The sequence below is a fragment of the Pseudomonas sp. B2M1-30 genome (genome assembly GCF_025447575.1).
In the GTDB taxonomy this organism is placed as follows: domain Bacteria; phylum Pseudomonadota; class Gammaproteobacteria; order Pseudomonadales; family Pseudomonadaceae; genus Aquipseudomonas; species Aquipseudomonas botevensis.
In genome coordinates this window covers 127,853-145,146 of the sequence record NZ_JAOEJT010000007.1, presented here as the reverse complement: position 1 = coordinate 145,146, position 17,294 = coordinate 127,853, and the positions used below count along the sequence as shown (strand labels likewise).

At 61.2% G+C, this 17,294-nt stretch carries 15 protein-coding genes; 4 read left to right on the top strand and 11 right to left on the bottom strand.

The features are described 5' to 3' along the window. Nucleotides 1-35: 35 nt before the first annotated feature. Nucleotides 36-2,564, bottom strand: a complete 2,529-nt coding sequence (locus N8H74_RS15955) for a sulfite reductase flavoprotein subunit alpha (RefSeq protein WP_262148701.1) — start codon at nt 2,562-2,564, stop codon at nt 36-38. A 157-nt stretch (nt 2,565-2,721) separates the two neighbouring features. Continuing rightward, on the bottom strand, nt 2,722-5,043 hold the full coding sequence (locus tag N8H74_RS15950) for a TonB-dependent siderophore receptor (protein ID WP_262148699.1): 2,322 nt from the start codon (nt 5,041-5,043) through the stop codon (nt 2,722-2,724). 207 nt (nt 5,044-5,250) lie between these two features. Here N8H74_RS15950 and N8H74_RS15945 point away from each other — a divergent pair, with 207 nt between their 5' ends. Continuing rightward, a complete protein-coding gene (locus N8H74_RS15945; protein WP_262148697.1) occupies nt 5,251-5,931 on the top strand; it encodes a Fe2+-dependent dioxygenase in 681 nt (226 codons plus the stop codon). A gap of 57 nt (nt 5,932-5,988) precedes the next feature. Continuing rightward, entirely contained in the window at nt 5,989-6,690 is a 702-nt protein-coding gene (locus N8H74_RS15940; RefSeq protein WP_262148843.1) for a tetratricopeptide repeat protein, read from the top strand. 77 nt (nt 6,691-6,767) lie between these two features. Here N8H74_RS15940 and N8H74_RS15935 read toward each other — a convergent pair whose 3' ends face one another. From N8H74_RS15935 to N8H74_RS15910, 6 genes are all read right to left on the bottom strand, one after another. Continuing rightward, nucleotides 6,768-7,931: a type III PLP-dependent enzyme gene (locus N8H74_RS15935; RefSeq protein ID WP_217831015.1), complete on the bottom strand. Its 1,164-nt coding sequence runs from the start codon at nt 7,929-7,931 to the stop codon at nt 6,768-6,770. Between the two features lie 236 nt (nt 7,932-8,167). Further along, on the bottom strand, nt 8,168-8,524 hold the full coding sequence (locus N8H74_RS15930) for a hypothetical protein (protein WP_262148695.1): 357 nt from the start codon (nt 8,522-8,524) through the stop codon (nt 8,168-8,170). A 53-nt stretch (nt 8,525-8,577) separates the two neighbouring features. Further along, the gene (locus N8H74_RS15925; RefSeq protein ID WP_217831013.1) at nt 8,578-9,735 is read right to left on the bottom strand and encodes an ABC transporter ATP-binding protein; all 1,158 of its coding nucleotides are present in this window, start codon (nt 9,733-9,735) and stop codon (nt 8,578-8,580) included. After that, nucleotides 9,732-10,385, bottom strand: coding sequence for an ABC transporter permease (locus tag N8H74_RS15920; protein ID WP_262148693.1), 654 nt, complete (start codon nt 10,383-10,385; stop codon nt 9,732-9,734). Before N8H74_RS15920 ends, N8H74_RS15925 begins: the two co-directional genes overlap by 4 nt. Before the next feature lie 12 nt (nt 10,386-10,397). Then, nucleotides 10,398-11,291, bottom strand: a complete 894-nt coding sequence (locus tag N8H74_RS15915) for a glycine betaine ABC transporter substrate-binding protein (protein ID WP_262148691.1) — start codon at nt 11,289-11,291, stop codon at nt 10,398-10,400. 20 nt (nt 11,292-11,311) lie between these two features. Continuing rightward, entirely contained in the window at nt 11,312-12,001 is a 690-nt protein-coding gene (locus N8H74_RS15910; RefSeq protein ID WP_217831117.1) for an ABC transporter permease, read from the bottom strand. A gap of 357 nt (nt 12,002-12,358) precedes the next feature. Between N8H74_RS15910 and N8H74_RS15905 the strand changes: the two genes are divergently transcribed. Continuing rightward, the gene (locus N8H74_RS15905) at nt 12,359-13,942 is read left to right on the top strand and encodes a peptide chain release factor 3 (RefSeq protein ID WP_217831010.1); all 1,584 of its coding nucleotides are present in this window, start codon (nt 12,359-12,361) and stop codon (nt 13,940-13,942) included. Nucleotides 13,943-14,033: 91 nt separating this feature from the next. Here N8H74_RS15905 and N8H74_RS15900 read toward each other — a convergent pair whose 3' ends face one another. Further along, a complete protein-coding gene (locus tag N8H74_RS15900) occupies nt 14,034-14,405 on the bottom strand; it encodes a hypothetical protein (protein ID WP_262148689.1) in 372 nt (123 codons plus the stop codon). A 540-nt stretch (nt 14,406-14,945) separates the two neighbouring features. Here N8H74_RS15900 and N8H74_RS15895 point away from each other — a divergent pair. After that, the gene (locus tag N8H74_RS15895; protein ID WP_217831008.1) at nt 14,946-15,206 is read left to right on the top strand and encodes a hypothetical protein; all 261 of its coding nucleotides are present in this window, start codon (nt 14,946-14,948) and stop codon (nt 15,204-15,206) included. A gap of 141 nt (nt 15,207-15,347) precedes the next feature. On the opposite strand, the gene N8H74_RS15890 is transcribed toward N8H74_RS15895, so the two are convergent. Next, nucleotides 15,348-16,316 (bottom strand): peptide ABC transporter ATP-binding protein, encoded by a 969-nt coding sequence (locus tag N8H74_RS15890; protein ID WP_217831007.1) that lies wholly within the window; start codon nt 16,314-16,316, stop codon nt 15,348-15,350. Further along, on the bottom strand, nt 16,316-17,284 hold the full coding sequence (locus N8H74_RS15885) for an ABC transporter ATP-binding protein (RefSeq protein WP_217831006.1): 969 nt from the start codon (nt 17,282-17,284) through the stop codon (nt 16,316-16,318). Before N8H74_RS15885 ends, N8H74_RS15890 begins: the two co-directional genes overlap by 1 nt. Between the last annotated feature and the right edge of the window lie 10 nt (nt 17,285-17,294).

Below are 17,294 nucleotides of genomic sequence, written 5' to 3'. Positions count from 1 at the left end.
AGAGGGCCAGGGTGAGGGCGACTGACTCAAGTCGATCAATAAACGTCCCGACGATACCGCCCCTGCTCGATCAACCGTTCAACCTCGGCAGCCCCAAGCACCTCATTCAGCACTTGATCCACCCCCGAAGCCATCCCCTGCAAGCTGCCGCAGATGTAAATCACTGCACCGTCCGCCAGCCATTTCTTCAGCTCGGCAGCGGATTCGCGCAAGCGATCCTGCACGTAGATTTTCTCTACCTGATCCCGGGAGAACGCCAGGTCCAGTCGCTCCAGATCACCGTTGATCAACCACTCTTGCAGCTCGGCGCGGCACAGGAAATCGTGCTCGCGATTGCGCTCGCCGAACAGTAGCCAGTGCCGCTGTTGTCCGCCGGCAATCCGTGCCTTGAGCAGGCTGCGCAATCCGGCCAGCCCAGTGCCGTTGCCGAGCAGAATCATCGGCAGCGCTTCGTTCGGCAGGTGGAAACCGCTGTTGCGTCGCACCCGCATGCTGATGCCGCTGCCCACCGGAGCGTGCTCCGTCAGCCAGCCGGAGCCGATGCCGAGGCTGCCATCGTTGTGTTGTTCCTGGCGCACGATCAGCTCCAGCACGCCGTCGGCGGCAATCGAGGCGATCGAATACTCGCGCATCGCCAGCGGCACCATGGCATCGACCAGCGCCTGGGCGTGCAGGCCGACCAGATGCGCGCGGTGTTCGGGCAACTGGCGGGTGGCGAGGGCCAGTTCCAGCGACTCTTCGAGGCCGTTGACCTGGACCGGGGTTTCACCACGGATGCCGAGGCCGTCGAGGAAATGCTCGATGGCCCACGGGCAGTTGCGTGGCAGCACTTCCACCAGATCACCGGCCAGCCAACTGCTGGTGTTCGGTGCGCTCAGACCCAGCAGGTACACGGGGGAACCGCTGCTGTCGGGGTTCATCAGTTCGCGACGTGCCAGCGTCCAGTTTTCGTAGCTCGGTGCCTGCCAGGTATCGACCGGCGCCTGTCCGGTGATCAGGCCGAGCTGGGTTTGCCAGTGGCGCAGGGCGTATGGGTCGCCGCTGTCGACTTCCACCGGCGCGAACAGCGACTTGCCGCCGTGCTCGCCCAGCCATTGATGCAGGCGCCGGGCGAAGCCGCAGAAGTGTTGATACTGGCGATCCCCCAGCCCCAGCACGGCGAAGTTCAGGCGGTCGAGTTGCGAGGCGTGGCTCAGCACTTTGCGTTCGAAACCGCGAGCGCTGTCCGGTGCCTCGCCGTCGCCGAAGGTGCTGACCACGAACAGGGCGTTGTCCGATTCACGCAGATCCTGCTCGCTGACATTCGCCAGCGGCTGCACCTTCACCGGCAGGCCGGCGGCCTGCAACTGGCCGGCGGTCTGCCACGCCAGTTGTTCGGCAAAACCGCTCTGGCTGGCGAAACCGATCAGCCACGCCGAAGCATCGCCGGCCGGTTGTGCGAGACCCTGGCGTGCGTCCCGGATCTGCTTTTTCTTGCGACGGCGATCCAGGTACAGCAGCCATCCGGTGATGAAAAACAGCGGCATGCACACGGCGGCGAGGGTGACGATGATCCGTCCGGCCAGGCCGAAATAGCTGCCGACATGCAGTGCATAAATGCTGGTCAGCAGTTGCGCCTTGAAGCTCTTGTCGGCATAGCGGTCGACGCGTTTGATGATGCCGGTGGCCGGGTCGAGGGTGATCTGGTTCAGCGCGCGATCATGAGGCGAGCTGTCGAGCAGGTAGAACACCGTCGCCGGTTGGCCGGCCACTGGCGGCATGCGGATGTTGTAGGCCGACAGGCCCGGGCCGGCGCTGCTGTAGATGCTGCTCCACATCGCCGCGTAATCGGCGACCGGTGCCGGGCCTTCGGGCGCCGGGCCGCGACCGCCGCGCACGCGCTCGTTTTGCGGGGCGTCGGAGAGCAGTCGGGTCAGGCCCTTGTTGTACCACTCGTAGGACCAGGACAACCCGGTCAGTGCCAGCAGCAGATACACCAACAGACACCAGGTTCCGGCCACCGAATGCAGATCCCAATTGAAGCTGCGGCCCTTTTTCTTCCAGTCCAGCGTCAGCCATACGCGCCAACTGTTCCATTGGCGCGGCCAGCGCAGGTACAGGCCGGAGAGGCAGAAAAACAGCAGCATCAGGGTGCAGGCGCCGGTGATGTTGCGCCCGGTATCGCCCATGGCGAGGAAGCGGTGCAGTTGCAGCATCAGGCCGAAGAAGTCCTGGCCGGTGGCATCGCCCTTGAACTCGGCGGTGTACGGATCGAAGTAGCGCATTTCGCCACGGCGCTCGCCCTTGGGCGGGGCGAAGTACACCCGCGCGGCGTTGCCGCTGTCGGTTTCGACCCAGAGCATGGCGATTTTCTTGCCGGACGCGGCTTCGATGCGCTCCACCAGCTCCGCTGGCGGCAGCACCCCGGCGACCTGTTTTTCCACCTGCAACACTGACGGGTTCAGCGCCCGCAGGATTTCATCCTGAAACGAGTAGGCCGCGCCGGTGATGCCCATCAGGGCCAGCACCAGACCGGCCGTGATGCCAAAGAACCAGTGCAACTGGAACAGGGTTTTCTTCAACACGTCGCTCGCCTTGTCCGTTCGAAAATTGTCTTCACGGCGCGCATTATGCCGTGGGTTATCGAGAAGCGTTCTTTATTACGCACAAAAGCCCCGTTCAATCGAATGAACGGGGCCTGTTTCTGTGCAGGAGCGGCTGGCGCCTGCTCCTGCGGTTTGCTTAGAAGTGGAAGTTGGTGCTCAACAGCGCCGTACGGCCCGCCGCCTGGTTGGCGAAGTGGGTCGAGAAGGCCTTGTCGTAGTAGACCTCGTTGGTCAGGTTCTGCACGTTGAGTTGCAGGTCGACGTTCTTGCTCAGCTTGTAGGCCGCCATCGCGTCGTAACGAACGTACGAATCGACCATGGTGGTGTTGGCCACGCTGCCGAACACGTCGTCGACGTAGAACGCGCCGCCACCGATGGTCAGCTTCGGCGTGAGCTGGTAAGTGGTCCACAGGCTGGCGCTGTTTTTCGGCGTGTTAGGCAGCTCGTTACCGTTGTTGGCCTTGTTGGCCGGCAGGTCACCACCGTCAACTTGTTTGCTGTCCATGTAGGCGTAGCCGGCGAACACTTGCCATTTGTCGGTGATCTTGCCGCTGGCCGACAGCTCGATACCTTGCACGCGAGTCTTGCCGGCGTTTTCGTACGACGTGGTGTCGACTTGTACGCGAGCGTTTTCTTTCTCGGTGCGGAAGATGTCGGCGGTCAGCGACAGGCGATCGTTCAGCAGATCCCACTTGGTGCCGATTTCGTAGTTCTTGGTGGTTTCCGGCTCCAGGTCGCTCTTGAGCAGGTTGCCGTTGCGGTCCGGCGTGCCGCCCAGCGGGTTGCCTTCCTGACCTTCGCCCAGGGTGTTACCCGGTGGCGTGGCGGAGGTGGCGTAGGACGCATAGATGCTGCCGTTTTCCGCCGGCTTGTAGACGACGCCGAACTGACCGGTTACGAACTCGCTGGTGTCACTGCCCTTGGAGGTGGTGCGACCCGCGTTGTTGTAAGTGTTGTAGCCGGTTTCGAAGTGGTCGTAACGCAGGCCCATGTTCACCAGCCATTGCTGGGACAGTTCCAGGGTGTCGAACACGTACAGGGCGTAGGTATCGGACTGGGTGTCGGTGCCGGCGTAGTTGCGCGAGATCGCACCGTTCCACGGATCGTTCGGGTTCGGGTTCGACAGCGAGGTGCAGTTGTAGCCGCTCGGTACGCCGATCATCGCCGGGGTGCAGTTGGTGGTCGCGGCGGTGGTGCGCGGCGTGGTGTCGGTGTTGACGTTGTACGAGGACTTCTGGCTTTCCTCACGGGTGTATTCGACACCAGTGGAGAAGCTGTTCTTGAAGCCGGCGACGTAGAAGTTGCCGAACAGGTCGGTCTGGTTGGTGGTGGTCTCGGTGTTGCTCACCCGAGTGTTCGCACGACGCCAGACGCTGCCGTTGTTGACGTTGCCCTTGCTGTCATCCGGCTGGGTCAGGATGTAATCCTGCATGCTGGTGCCGTGGCGCAGGGTGTTCTTGATCGTCAGCGAGTCGCTCAGGTCATGCTCGATGGCGAAGGTCGCGGTGTCGGTGCGGCCCTTGCGGAAGTCACGATCCAGGCCGTAGAAGTTGCTGTGATCGCCACCGGCGTAAGGCTTGTCCGGATTGGACTTGGTGCGGGCTGCCGAACCGCCGGCCGGGATGGTGTACGGGATGCCCGAGTCCGGGGTGTCGTTGCTTTCGAGGTGGTAGTAGTCGAGGTTGACGCGGGTGTCGGTGCCCAGGCCGAAGGCCAGGGACGGTGCGATGCCCCAACGGTCGTAGTCGACCTTGTCGCGACCGGCGACGTTGCTTTCGTGGCTCATCAGGTTCAGACGGCCGGCGGCGGTGTCGCTGAACTGATAGTTGCCATCCATCGTGTAGCGCTGGGTCTGGTCGGAGCCCCAGGTGAAACCACCGTCGAACGAATTGCCCAGGTGCGCTTTCTTGCTCACCAGGTTGATGCTGCCGCCGGCTGCGCCGCGACCGCCGATGGCCGAGTTCGGGCCTTTGCTGACTTCGATGTTTTCCACGGCGAAGATCTCGCGGCTCTGCGAACCGGTGTCGCGCACGCCATCGAGGTAGGTGTCGCCCTGGGCGTCGAAGCCACGGATGAACGGACGGTCACCCTGCGGATTGCCGCCTTCACCGGCACCGAAAGTGATGCCCGGTACGGTGCGCAGAGCATCCTGCATGTTCAGGGCGCCGGTGTCTTTCAGGACTTGTTGCGGGATGACGGTGACCGAGCGCGGCGTGTCGACCAGCGGCGCGGTGTACTTGGGCGAGGAGGCTTTCTCGACCTGATAGGACGTCGAGTCCTGGGCTTCGCCGGTGATGGCGGTGGCGTCCAGGGCGATGGCATTGCCGGAGGCTTTGCTGTCGGTTTTTTCGGCGGCGAACACCATGTGTCCGGCGGAGCCGGCGGTGATTGCCACACCAATTGCGGAAGCGAGCAGACGAGGTGTGCTGACCGGTAATTGTGCTTGTTGACGTGCCATTTTTATTCCCCTCCCCAAGGATTTGAGGCGGCGGAATATAGGGTAAACAGGTATTCGTATCAATTGCGAAACATTGTTATTCGCGACGAATTTACATTCTTTACAATTTAACCTTACGGTTTTTGCCAGTTCATCCGTCCGCCGGGTTTTACACAGTCAATAAGAATCAATACCATTGCCGCCTCTTTGCCATCAGGTGACATTGCCATGCTGCTGCACATCCCCGGTCTGTTCGAAAAAGACGAAGTGCAGCGCATTCGCCAGGCGCTGGAAGAGGCCGACTGGGCGGACGGCAAGATCACCGCCGGCTATCAATCGGCCAAGGCCAAGCACAATCTGCAACTGCCTGAAGGCCATCCGCTGGCCAAGGAAATCGGCGCCGCGATGCTCGAGCGGCTGTGGAAAAATCCGCTGTTCATGTCTGCCGCGCTGCCGCACAAAGTCTTCCCGCCGTTACTGAACTGTTACACGGCGGGCGGCAGTTTCGACTTCCACATCGACAACGCGGTGCGCCAGCCCAAGGGCAGTATCGAGCGGGTGCGTACCGACCTGTCGGCCACGCTGTTTTTCAGCGAACCTGCGGATTACGACGGCGGCGAGCTGGAAATCCAGGACACCTATGGCACCCAGCGGGTGAAACTGCCGGCCGGTGACATGGTGCTGTACCCCGGCACCAGTTTGCACAAGGTCAACGCGGTCACCCGTGGCGCGCGTTACGCGTCGTTCTTCTGGACCCAAAGTCTGGTGCGCGAAGACAGTCAGCGCGCGCTGCTGTTCGAGATGGACGGGGCGATCCAGCAACTGACCCGCGACGTTCCCGATCACCCGTCGCTGATCCGCCTCACCGGCACCTATCACAACCTGCTGCGGCGCTGGGTCGAGGTGTAAGTGGCGGATTTCCGGTTACGCCGCGAGGAAGTCCTCGACGGCCAGCGTCTCAACGCCATGCTCGAAGAAAGCCCGGCCCGCGCCGCCCAGGCGATTTTGCTCGCGGCCGGCGAGGGCGTGCCTGAAGCCCAGGCATTGCTTGGGCAGATCCTGCTCGATGGCCACGGCATCGCCCAGGATCAACCGTTGGCGCTGCGCTGGTTCGGGATCGCCGCCGGGCACGGCCATCTGATGGCGCGCAACATGCTCGGCCGCTGTCACGAACATGGCTGGGGCTGCGCGGCGGACGCCGGGATTGCCGCGCAACACTACCGGATCGCCGCCGAGGCCGGGCTGGACTGGGCGATGTACAACCTCGCCAACCTGCTGGCGACCGGGCGCGGCGTGGCGGTGGATCATCTTCAGGCATTGGCGCTGTATCAGCGGGCGGCGGGTATTGGACATGCCAAATCGATGAACCTGCTGGGGCGTTATCTGGAAGAAGGGCAGGTATGTCCGGCGGACCCGGCAGCGGCCCGTGAGTGGTATCGGCGTTCGGCCGAGGGCGGGGATTTTCGTGGGCAGTTCAGTTATGCGGCGGTGCTGGCGGATGCCGGGCAGGTCGAGGATGCGGTCGTCTGGCTGGAGAAGGCGCTGGCCGGCGGTAATCTGAATTTCTTGCGTGTGGCGAGCGAGGCGCTGGCGGGGGCGACAGATTTGAGGATTCAAGCGTTGGCTGGGGCTTACGCGCGGCGTTGTCTGGAATTGCAGCGGATCTGAAACCCACCACACCCCCCAGACCAGACACAAAAAAGCCCATGACACGTCATGGGCTTTTTGCATTTCAGCGCGAGGGCTTACACGTAGAACGACTTCAACGGCGGAAAGCCATTGAACTCAACCGCGCTGTAACTGGTGGTGTACGCACCGGTCGACAGCCAGTACAGACGATCACCGATCGCCAGGTTCAGCGGCAGGCCGTACTTGTAGTTTTCGTACATGATGTCGGCGCTGTCGCAGGTCGGGCCGGCGATGACCACTTCTTCCATCTCGCCTTTCTTCTCGGTCCAGATCGGGAACTTGATCGCTTCGTCCATGGTTTCGATCAGGCCGGAGAACTTGCCCACGTCGGTGTAGACCCAGCGCTCGACGGCGGTGCGGGATTTGCGCGCGACCAGTACCACTTCGCTGACCAGAATACCGGCGTTGGCGATGAGCGAACGGCCCGGCTCCAGAATGATTTCCGGCAGGTCGTCACCGAAGTCTTCCTTCAGGAAGCGGATGATTTCCTCAGCGTAGGTTTCCAGGCTGTTGGTGCGGGTGATGTAGTTGGCCGGGAAGCCACCGCCCATGTTGATCAGCTTCAGGTGGATGCCGTCTTCTTCTTTCAGACGTTCGAAAATCACTTTGACCTTGGCGATCGCGGCGTCCCAGACGCTGATGTCGCGCTGTTGCGAGCCGACGTGGAACGAAATGCCGTAAGGCACCAGGCCCAGGTCGCGGGCGAGGATCAGCAGGTCCATCGCCATGTCGGTCTGGCAGCCGAACTTGCGCGACAGCGGCCAGTCAGCGGTGGTCGAACCTTCGGTGAGGATCCGCACATAGACTTTCGCACCCGGCGCGGCCTTGGCGATGTTGCGCAGGTCGGCTTCCGAGTCGGTGGCGTACAGGCGCACGCCCTTGTCGTAGAAGTAGCGGATGTCCTTGGACTTCTTGATGGTGTTGCCGTAGCTGATCTGGTCCGGGCGCACGCCACGGCTCAGCACTTTGTCCAGCTCATAGATCGAGGCGATGTCGAAGCTCGAGCCTTTCTCTTTGAGCAGGTCGATGATCTCGACGGCCGGGTTGGCCTTGACCGCGTAGTAGACCTTGGCGAATTCGAAACCGGCGCGCAGGTCATCGTAGGCCTGGGCGATCATCGCGGTGTCGATCACCACGAACGGGGTTTCCTGTTTGTCGGCGAATGCCTTCATTTTCTGAAAGGTTTCGCGCGCGAAATAGTCTTCGACCTGGATCGACATACTTGGGACTCCTAGTGGCAAACGTCGTTAATCAATGGGTGCATATGAACGTCCTCCGTATCCCCACTTTGGTTCGCCTACTTCCCAAGGCATGTCGCCGAAAGCAAAAAGGCCATGGGAAAATTCAGCTTCTTTCCCTTGGCCTTGCTGTCTCGTCGTCAGTACTTGAGCCGGATGGATCGTTTCCAGCATGGACGTTCGGCGCGAACTTTAGGGCGTGGGGGGCCTGAGATCAACTAAAAATGTCGCGTTTTTGCACTCTTCTGACGTGCGTCGCGAACATCACTCTTTGTAGCCGACAGAGATGACGGCCAGATGTTCCCCGACAATTTTGAAGTGTTAAAAATACCTGCACGTTCGACGCTTTTCTGCGCTGGATCGCGGATAACTACGATAGCGGCAACATCGGCGACGTTGGCGGCGAGAAGGTTTGTCGAGGGGGAATTTGGCTCATGGCCGAGGTGTTTCCGGTGGCACTTCTGGCGTGCTGGTGTTGATATTTCTTTCCGGTGCGTGCGTTGCTCAAAAAATGTACAAAAACCTGTGGGAGCAGGCTTGCTCGCGAAGGCGCCGTGCCAGTCGACTGCTTTCATCAACTGACAGACCGCTTTCGCGAGCAAGCTTGTGCCCTTTCGAAGGTGTCCGGTCAGGCGACGGCGATCTCGGCCGGCGACACGATATGGGTCTTCATCCCCCGCGAACGCCCCGAACTCAGGTAAGCGGCAATCGACTCCTGAGTCACCTCGCCAAGGAACACCCGCTCGGCATCCATCACCGGCAGCCATGCGCGGTTGAACTCATACATGCGCGACAGCAGGATCCGCAGGTGTTCGTCGTACGCGGCGGTGGCGTTGAACTCGCGCAGGAATTGCCCGCACGTGCCGGTCTGCCGGTGCAGGTCGCGACGACGCACATAACCCAGTGCCTTGTTCTCGGCACAGGTGACCACCACGTAGCGGCGGTCATGTTCGTCCATCAGTTCCAGCGCCTCGGCCACCGGGGTTTCCGGGCTCACCGAGGGGGCGTTGTCTGCTGCGTCTTCGGCTTTCACCAATAGCAGACGCTTGAGTGTGCTGTCCTGGCCGACGAAGTTACTGACGAAATCGTCCGCCGGGTGGGCGAGCAGGGTGTCGGGGTGATCGATCTGCAGCAGTTTGCCGGCGCGGAAAATCGCGATCTTGTCGCCGAGTTTGATCGCTTCGTCGATGTCGTGGCTGACCATGATCACGGTCTTGTTCAGCGCCCGCTGCATCTCGAAAAACTCGTTCTGGATCATCTCGCGGTTGATCGGATCGACCGCGCCGAACGGCTCGTCCATCAGCAACAGCGGCGCATCCGCCGCCAGTGCACGAATCACCCCGATCCGCTGTTGCTGGCCACCGGACAACTCGCGCGGATAGCGATGCAGATATTGCTTGGGTTCCAGCTTGATCATGCTCATCAATTCGCGGGCGCGGTCGTGGCATTTCTGTTTGTCCCAGCCAAGCAGTTTCGGCACGACGACGATGTTCTCTTCGATGGTCATGTTCGGAAACAGGCCGATCTGCTGGATCACGTAGCCGATGTTGCGACGCAGGGTCACTTCGTCGAGGCCGGTGGTGTCTTCGCCGTTGATCAGGATCTTGCCCGAAGTCGGCTTGATCAGGCGGTTGATCATTTTCAGCGTGGTGCTTTTGCCGCAACCCGATGGCCCGAGGAACACGCAGATTTCGCCTTCATTGACGGTCAGGCTCACCGAGTCCACGGCTTTCACGTCTTTGCCGTTGCTTTGGAAGGTCTTGCTGAGGTTTTGAAGTTCAATCATTTCAGGAGTCCTTTTGGAGTCAGCGAACGTTGCAGCCACTGCAAAATGAGGTCGGCAAAAATCGCCAGAAGACTGACCAGCAGTGCGCCGACAATCAGCATCGACATGTCGCTACGGCTGATGGAGGCGAGGATCAGCACGCCGAGGCCGCCGGCACCGATGGTGGCGGCGATGGTCATCACGCCGATGTTCATCACCACGGCGGTGCGCACCCCGGCGAGGATCACCGGCACCGCGATCGGCAGTTCGACCATGCGCAGACGCTGGCCGAAGGTCATGCCGATGCCGCGCGCGGCTTCACGGATGCCCGGTTCGACGCCGGTCAACGCGAGGTAGGTGTTGCGCATGATCGGCAGCAATGAATAAAGGAACACGGCGGTGATTGCCGGCATCGGGCCGAGGCCCTGGCCGAACTTCGAGTAGAACGGCAGCAGCAGGCCGAACAGCGCAATCGATGGCACAGTCAGCAGCACCGTAGCGCTGGCCTGCAACGGACCGGCGAGGCTTGGAAAGCGCGTCATCAGAATGCCCAGCGGCACGCCAATGCAGATCGCCAGGCTGACAGCGATGCCGACCAGGGTGATGTGCTGCCAGGTCAGGTGCATCACCTGCTGCCAGTCGAGATGGGAAAAGGCGTTGAAGAATTCCATGACTTTTCCTCCTTAGTTGAGTGGATGCTGGCGCAGGAAATCAGCGGCCACGGCGGATGGACTCTGGTGATCGACATCGACCCGGGCGTTGAGCCGGCGCATGGTTTCGTCGTCGAACAGTTCCGCCAGGGGCTTGAGCTGTTCGGCCAATTGCGGGTGCTGGTCGAGGAAGGCCTGACGCACGACCGGCGCGGCGGTGTAGTCCGGGAAATAGTGCTTGTCGTCTTCGAGCAGCTTCAGGCCGAACGCGTTGAGGCGCCCGTCAGTGGTGTAGACCAGGCCGGCGAACACCTGGCCATTGCGCAGCGCCGTATAAACAAGGCCCGCATCCATCTGCCGGATGTTTTTGCGCGTCAGGTTCATGTCGTAGAGCTTGACCATGCCGTCCAGGCCATCGGAACGGTTGGCGAACTCGGTATCCAGCGCCACCAGATGATTGGTTTTGGCTTCGGCCTTGAGCACGTCGTTCAATTGGCTGATGGTGTGGATCTGCGGATATTGCTCGGCGACTTTTTGCGGCAGGGCGAGGGCGTAGGTGTTGCTGAATTTCGACGGGGTGAGCCAGACCAGTCCCTTTTTCGCGTCGAGTTCTTTCACCCGGGCGTAGGACTGTTCGCTGTCGAGTTTTTCGCTGACATGGTTGTAGGCCACCAGGGAGACGCCGGTGTATTCCCAGAGCATGTCCAGTTGCCCGCTTTCGTGGGCGCTGCGGGCCAGGTTGCTGCCCAGACCGCCGGTTATCTGCGCGTCGTAACCCTTGCTGCGCAAGTATTGCGAAGTGATTTCCGCGAGCAGGGTCTGTTCGGTGAACACCCGGGCGCCGATGCGGATCAGCGGTTTTTCGGCGGCTTGGGCCAATCCTGCGAACAGCAGGGCACAGCCTAGAATCAAGCTAAGTCGTTTCATGAAAAAGTCCTTCCGAAGCCTTAAGACGGGCGCAAACCGCGTTCCAGCCAGAGACGGCTGGCGAGGGTGACCACGCCATCGAGCAGCAGGGCCAGCAGCGCGGTACACGCGGCGCCGAGCAGTAATTGCGGCTGATTGTTCAGGGCGATGCCGGGGAAGATCAGGCTGCCGAGGCTGTTGGCGCCGATCAGGAAGGCCAGCGGCGCCGTCCCGACGTTGATTGCCAACGCCACACGCACGCCGCCGACGATGATCGGCACGGCGTTGGGCAACTCGACTTTCCACAGCACCTGGCGCGGGGTCATGCCGATGCCGGTGGCGGCTTCTTTCAGCGAACCCTGGACGTTTTTCAGGCCTTCGTAGGTGTTGCGCACGATCGGCAGCAACGAGGCGAGGAACAGAGCGAAGATCGCCGGGCCGCTGCCGATGCCGAGAATCCCCAGGGCAATCGCGAGTACGGCCAGCGGTGGCACGGTGTTGCCGATATTGAAGATCTGCATGAAGCGTTCGGCGCGGCCGACCATGGTCGGGCGGCTGAGGAAGATACCGGCGGGGATGCCCACGACGAGGGCGGCCAGCATGGAAGCGAGGACGAGAATCAGATGAGCTTGCAGGTAAAACAACAAATCGTCGCGGTAATGCTCGATGGTGTTGATGCCGATCCAGTGAACCAGCAGGGCCAGGAGCGCGATCACCACCGCACCTCCCATCAGCCCTTTGCCATAGCGGATAGCCACAGGCGGACTCCTTTTTTTTCAGTCGGCGCACGCTGTCCCGTGTGGCATGCCGTACTTGGACGCCGGGAAAGTCGTTCGCGAGAAGCAGCCGTTTTTCAGAGCAGGCATTGCTGTCTGAAAGCGGGCCATGAGCGCAGCCTCGTCAGGCTAACTTGCTGATTTTTCAGCCCCTGACGAAAATTCGTAACAGGGGATGGACGTCTCCGTGCTTTAAAAGGTTCCCATCTGAGGCAGCATTTGGCCACCCTTAATGTGCTCAACGGTTCGGTTATTGCATCGACTTGGGCTATAATCGCGGCCCTTTTTTGAATCACCGCCAGGCGATTTCCCATGACCAGACAGGCCGCCGAAGTCGCGAAACGCCGCACTTTCGCCATTATTTCCCACCCCGATGCCGGTAAAACCACCATCACCGAAAAGCTCTTGCTGATGGGCAAGGCGATTGCGGTGGCCGGTACGGTGAAATCCCGTAAATCCGACCGCCATGCGACATCCGACTGGATGGAGATGGAGAAGCAGCGGGGTATTTCCATTACCACGTCGGTCATGCAGTTCCCGTATCGCGAACACATGATCAACCTGCTCGACACCCCGGGCCACGAAGACTTCTCCGAAGACACCTACCGCACCCTGACCGCCGTGGACTCGGCGCTGATGGTTCTCGACGGCGGTAAAGGTGTCGAGCCACGGACCATCGCCCTGATGGACGTCTGCCGTCTGCGTGACACGCCTATCGTCAGCTTCATCAACAAACTCGACCGTGACATCCGCGACCCGATCGAACTGCTCGACGAAATCGAAGCAGTCCTCAAGATCAAGGCCGCGCCGATCACCTGGCCGATCGGTTGCTACCGCGATTTCAAAGGCGTGTACCACCTGGCCGACGACTACATCATTGTCTACACCCCGGGCCACGGTCACGAACGCACCGAAACCAAGATCATCGAGAAGCTCGATTCCGACGAAGCGCGCGCGCATCTGGGTGACGAGTACGAGCGTTTCCTCGAACAGCTTGAATTGGTGCAGGGCGCCTGCCACGAGTTCAACCAGCAGGAGTTCATCGACGGTCAACTGACCCCGGTGTTCTTCGGTACGGCGCTGGGCAACTTCGGTGTCGATCACGTCCTCGACGCCGTGGTCGACTGGGCGCCGCGTCCGCTGCCGCGTGTCGCCAACGAGCGCACCGTGGAGCCGGTGGAAGAGAAGTTCTCGGGCTTCATCTTCAAGATCCAGGCGAACATGGACCCGAAGCACCGCGACCGCATCGCCTTCATGCGCATCTGCTCGGGCAAGTACGAAAAAGGCATGAAGATGCGCCATGTGCGCACCGGCAAGGACGTGCGCATCGGCGACGCCCTGACGTTCTTCTCCTCCGAGCGTGAGCAACTGGAAGAGGCCTACGCCGGCGACATCATCGGTCTGCACAACCACGGCACCATCCAGATCGGCGACACCTTCAGCGAAGGCGAAGCCCTGGGCTTCACCGGTATCCCGCACTTCGCCCCGGAACTGTTCCGCCGCGTGCGCCTGCGTGATCCGCTGAAATCCAAGCAACTGCGCCAGGGCCTGCAGCAACTGGCCGAAGAAGGCGCGACCCAGGTGTTCTTCCCGGAACGCACCAACGACATCATCCTTGGCGCCGTCGGTGTGCTGCAGTTCGATGTGGTGGCCAGCCGCCTGAAAGAGGAATACAAGGTCGAGTGCTCCTACGAGCCGATCACCGTGTACTCCGCGCGCTGGATCGATTGCAGCGACAAGAAGAAGCTCGAGGAATTCTCCAACAAGGCGGTGGAAAACCTCGCGATCGACGGCGGCGGTCACCTGACCTACCTCGCCCCGACCCGCGTCAACCTGGCCCTGATGGAAGAACGCTGGCCGGACGTGAAGTTCCGCGCGACCCGTGAGCATCACTAAGCGCTGAACGTCGTACCGAAAACCCCGTAGCGCGAGCTGCGGGGTTTTTTATTGGCGGGTCGATTCCCTTTGCAGGAACGATCATCCGCAACTAGCGCGGCAGCTCCAGCTTATCCAGCACCCGATTGACCGCCAGTTCACTGAGCATCACCAATTGCGCAATTCCCAGCAGCGTCCGGCGGTGCGGCGGGGGCAGCATGCCTGCGAAGTCGAGGGCGATGGTTTTCGCCGACCCCAGGGTTTCGCTGACATTGGCCAGCAGCTCTTCGCCGGTGTAGGCCGGGTCGACGGCGTACATCGGACCGCGTTTGCGTTTCTGGTCGGGATTGTTGGGTGGATTAAGGTAATGATCGAGGGCACGTTCGGCGGCTTCGTGCAGTCTCTTTGAATCGGCGGATTCGTAGGGGGAGGTGGTGTCGGTGGGCGGTAATTCGTCTGGCGGATTGGGTGTCGCTTTGAACATGGTGCAGCTCCTTGATAAATGAAGCCGGCATCCATCGCTGCTAAACGGGGTGGGTGGCGGCTATACGTGGGTTAGCAGACCAGGAATCAAGGAACCCGGCGCACCGAAGTGCCCCACGCAAAGCCGCCCTAACGCTAATCAGCAACGCTGATCGAATGGCGACGCTTACGGACCTTGATAAACCGAGCTGCTAAACCCGATCGCCGATTTATTCAGCGACCCGGAAACGATAAAACCCGACCCCAAAGTGCACAAGCCGGCGGATTCTGGAGTACTCGTAGGCATTGGCGCAAGGATGCGTAGCCTGTAAGGCGTGTCGGGAGGTGTCGTATAAACATCGCTGTTTAGAAGACTGGAAGCGTGTACTTCAGGCGCACTTAGCTGATCCAGTTATGGCCGTTATTCGAAAGCGGTCTGTCCACCGAGGGCAATTCTGCGCATCTGTCAGCGTCCTATCTGGAGAACCGGGCTGATCGGCGCTAGATTTCAAGAGCACCAGCCAGGCACTTGTGTTTCACCTGCAAAAGGATGGAAACGGTTATGAAGAACAGGCTGCTACGGGTTTTATTGCTGTTGAAAGTGATGGTCATGCTGTCCCTCGGCACCGCGACGGCGTGGGCCGAATGTGAGAGTCACGATACCCAGGCGTTCAATGGGCAGGCCGGACACGGTGGATTGATGATTGCCGCTTCTGAAGCTGAACCAGGCGACAAGGGGCAGGGCGGCAGTTCCGGCGATGACGATGACACCACCGATGAGCCGGACACCGATGATCCGGATGACGGCGACAGCCAGACCTAGATTCCAGGCAAAAGAAAACCCCCGCTCCCTCGACTGATGCGCAATCGGCGGAGCAGGGGTTTGGTTAACGCTTGAATCACTGAAACAACACAATCCTCATCTATGGGAGCAACCTTGCTCCCACATTTTTTTGCCCGGTTCCTACAGGAACTGCTCGGCGTAGTGGCAAGCCACCTGACGAGTATCGAGCGAGCGCAGTTCCGGCACTTCGCTGCTGCAACGCTCGGTCGCGTACGGGCAGCGCTTGTGAAACGCGCAACCTGGCGGCGGGTTCAGCGGGTTGGGCAGCTCGCCGACGATCTTGATTTTCGGCTTGTCCGGATCCGGGTGGATGGTCGGGGTCGCCGACAGCAGCGCCTGGGTGTACGGATGCAGAGGACGGGCATAGATGTCTTCCTTCGGGCCGATTTCCACCGGGCGACCGAGGTACATCACCATCACATCATCGGCCACGTGTTGCACCACGGCCAGGTTGTGGGAGATGAACACATAACCGGTGTTGAACTCCTGCTGCATGTCCATGAACAGGTTCAGCACCTGCGCCTGGATCGACACGTCCAGCGCCGAGGTCGGTTCGTCCGCCACTAGCACCTTGGGTTGCAGCATCATCGCGCGGGCCAGGGCGATCCGCTGGCGCTGACCGCCGGAGAACATGTGCGGATAACGCTGGTAGTGCTCGGGACGCAGGCCCACCTGCTTCATCATCGCCTGGACTTTCTCGCGACGTTCGGCAGCGCTCAGGTTGGTGTTGATCAGCAGCGGCTCGGCCAGTTGATCACCGATTTTCTGCCGCGGGTTGAGCGAGGCGTACGGGCTCTGGAACACCATCTGCACGTCTTTGCGCAGTTGCTTGCGCTGGGCCTTGTCGGCGCCGGCGACTTCCTGGCCGGCGATCTTCAGCGAGCCGGACGACGGCTCCTCGATCAGGGTCAGCGCGCGGGCCAGGGTGGATTTGCCGCAGCCCGACTCACCGACGACGGCGAGGGTCTTGCCGGCTTCCAGTTCGAACGACACACCGTTGAGGGCGCGCACGGTCGCGTGGCCCTTGAACAGGCCTCGGGAGACTTCGTAGTGACGGGTCAGGTCGCGGGCGGTAAGTACGACGGCCATTACGCCACCTCCTGGTTCAGCGGGTAGAAGCAGCGGGCGAGGCTGTGGCTTTTCGGGTCAAGGGTCGGACGCTGCGCGCGGCAGCTGTCCTGCACGTACGGGCAGCGCGGCGACAGCAGGCAGCCTTGCGGGCGGTCGTAACGGCCGGGAACGATGCCCGGCAGCGTTGCCAGGCGCTCAGCGCCCTGGCTGTGTTCCGGAATCGCCTTGAGCAGCGCTTCGCTGTACGGGTGCGCCGGGATGTCGAACAGTTGCGGCACCTGGCCGACTTCAACGGCCTGCCCGGCATACATCACACACACGCGCTGGGCGGTTTCGGCGACCACGGCGAGGTCGTGGGTGATCAGCACCAGGCCCATGTTCTGCTCTTTCTGCAAGGCCAGCAGCAGATCCATGATCTGCGCCTGGATCGTTACGTCGAGTGCGGTGGTCGGTTCGTCGGCAATCAGCAGCTTCGGCTCGCCGGCAATCGCCATGGCAATCGCCACGCGCTGGCTCATGCCGCCGGACAGTTGGTGCGGGTAGGCGTCCATACGGCTGGCGGCGCCCGGGATTTCGACTTTTTCCAACAGTTCGATGGCGCGTTTGCGCGCTTGCTTGCCGGACATTTTCAGGTGCAGGCGCAGCACTTCTTCGATCTGGAAACCGACGGTGTAGCTCGGGTTCAGCGCGGTCATCGGGTCCTGGAACACCATCGCCAGGTCCTTGCCGACGATCTGCCGACGCTGGCGGTTGCTCAGCTTGAGCATGTTCTTGCCATCGAAGCTCAGGGCGTCGGCGGTGACGATCCCCGGGTGCTCGATCAGGCCCATCAGCGCCATCATGGTCACGGATTTGCCGGAACCGGACTCGCCCACGATGGCCAGCACTTCGCCCTTGTCGACTTTCAGGTCGAGGCCGTCGACCACCGGGGTGGCGTTCTTGTCGCCGAAGCGAACGTTGAGATTCTTGATTTCTAGCAATGACATGGGAATCTCC

What these genes read in the sequence shown, in the direction of transcription:
- N8H74_RS15950 (WP_262148699.1), bottom strand. Translation starts at nt 5,043, where the DNA reads ATGGCACGTCAACAAGCACAATTACCGGTCAGCACACCTCGTCTGCTC.
- N8H74_RS15945 (WP_262148697.1), top strand. Translation starts at nt 5,251, where the DNA reads ATGCTGCTGCACATCCCCGGTCTGTTCGAAAAAGACGAAGTGCAGCGC.
- N8H74_RS15940 (WP_262148843.1), top strand. Translation starts at nt 5,989, where the DNA reads ATGCTCGAAGAAAGCCCGGCCCGCGCCGCCCAGGCGATTTTGCTCGCG.
- N8H74_RS15935 (WP_217831015.1), bottom strand. Translation starts at nt 7,931, where the DNA reads ATGTCGATCCAGGTCGAAGACTATTTCGCGCGCGAAACCTTTCAGAAA.
- N8H74_RS15930 (WP_262148695.1), bottom strand. Translation starts at nt 8,524, where the DNA reads ATGAAAGCAGTCGACTGGCACGGCGCCTTCGCGAGCAAGCCTGCTCCC.
- N8H74_RS15925 (WP_217831013.1), bottom strand. Translation starts at nt 9,735, where the DNA reads ATGATTGAACTTCAAAACCTCAGCAAGACCTTCCAAAGCAACGGCAAA.
- N8H74_RS15920 (WP_262148693.1), bottom strand. Translation starts at nt 10,385, where the DNA reads ATGGAATTCTTCAACGCCTTTTCCCATCTCGACTGGCAGCAGGTGATG.
- N8H74_RS15915 (WP_262148691.1), bottom strand. Translation starts at nt 11,291, where the DNA reads ATGAAACGACTTAGCTTGATTCTAGGCTGTGCCCTGCTGTTCGCAGGA.
- N8H74_RS15910 (WP_217831117.1), bottom strand. Translation starts at nt 12,001, where the DNA reads ATGGGAGGTGCGGTGGTGATCGCGCTCCTGGCCCTGCTGGTTCACTGG.
- N8H74_RS15905 (WP_217831010.1), top strand. Translation starts at nt 12,359, where the DNA reads ATGACCAGACAGGCCGCCGAAGTCGCGAAACGCCGCACTTTCGCCATT.
- N8H74_RS15900 (WP_262148689.1), bottom strand. Translation starts at nt 14,405, where the DNA reads ATGTTCAAAGCGACACCCAATCCGCCAGACGAATTACCGCCCACCGAC.
- N8H74_RS15895 (WP_217831008.1), top strand. Translation starts at nt 14,946, where the DNA reads ATGAAGAACAGGCTGCTACGGGTTTTATTGCTGTTGAAAGTGATGGTC.
- N8H74_RS15890 (WP_217831007.1), bottom strand. Translation starts at nt 16,316, where the DNA reads ATGGCCGTCGTACTTACCGCCCGCGACCTGACCCGTCACTACGAAGTC.
- N8H74_RS15885 (WP_217831006.1), bottom strand. Translation starts at nt 17,284, where the DNA reads ATGTCATTGCTAGAAATCAAGAATCTCAACGTTCGCTTCGGCGACAAG.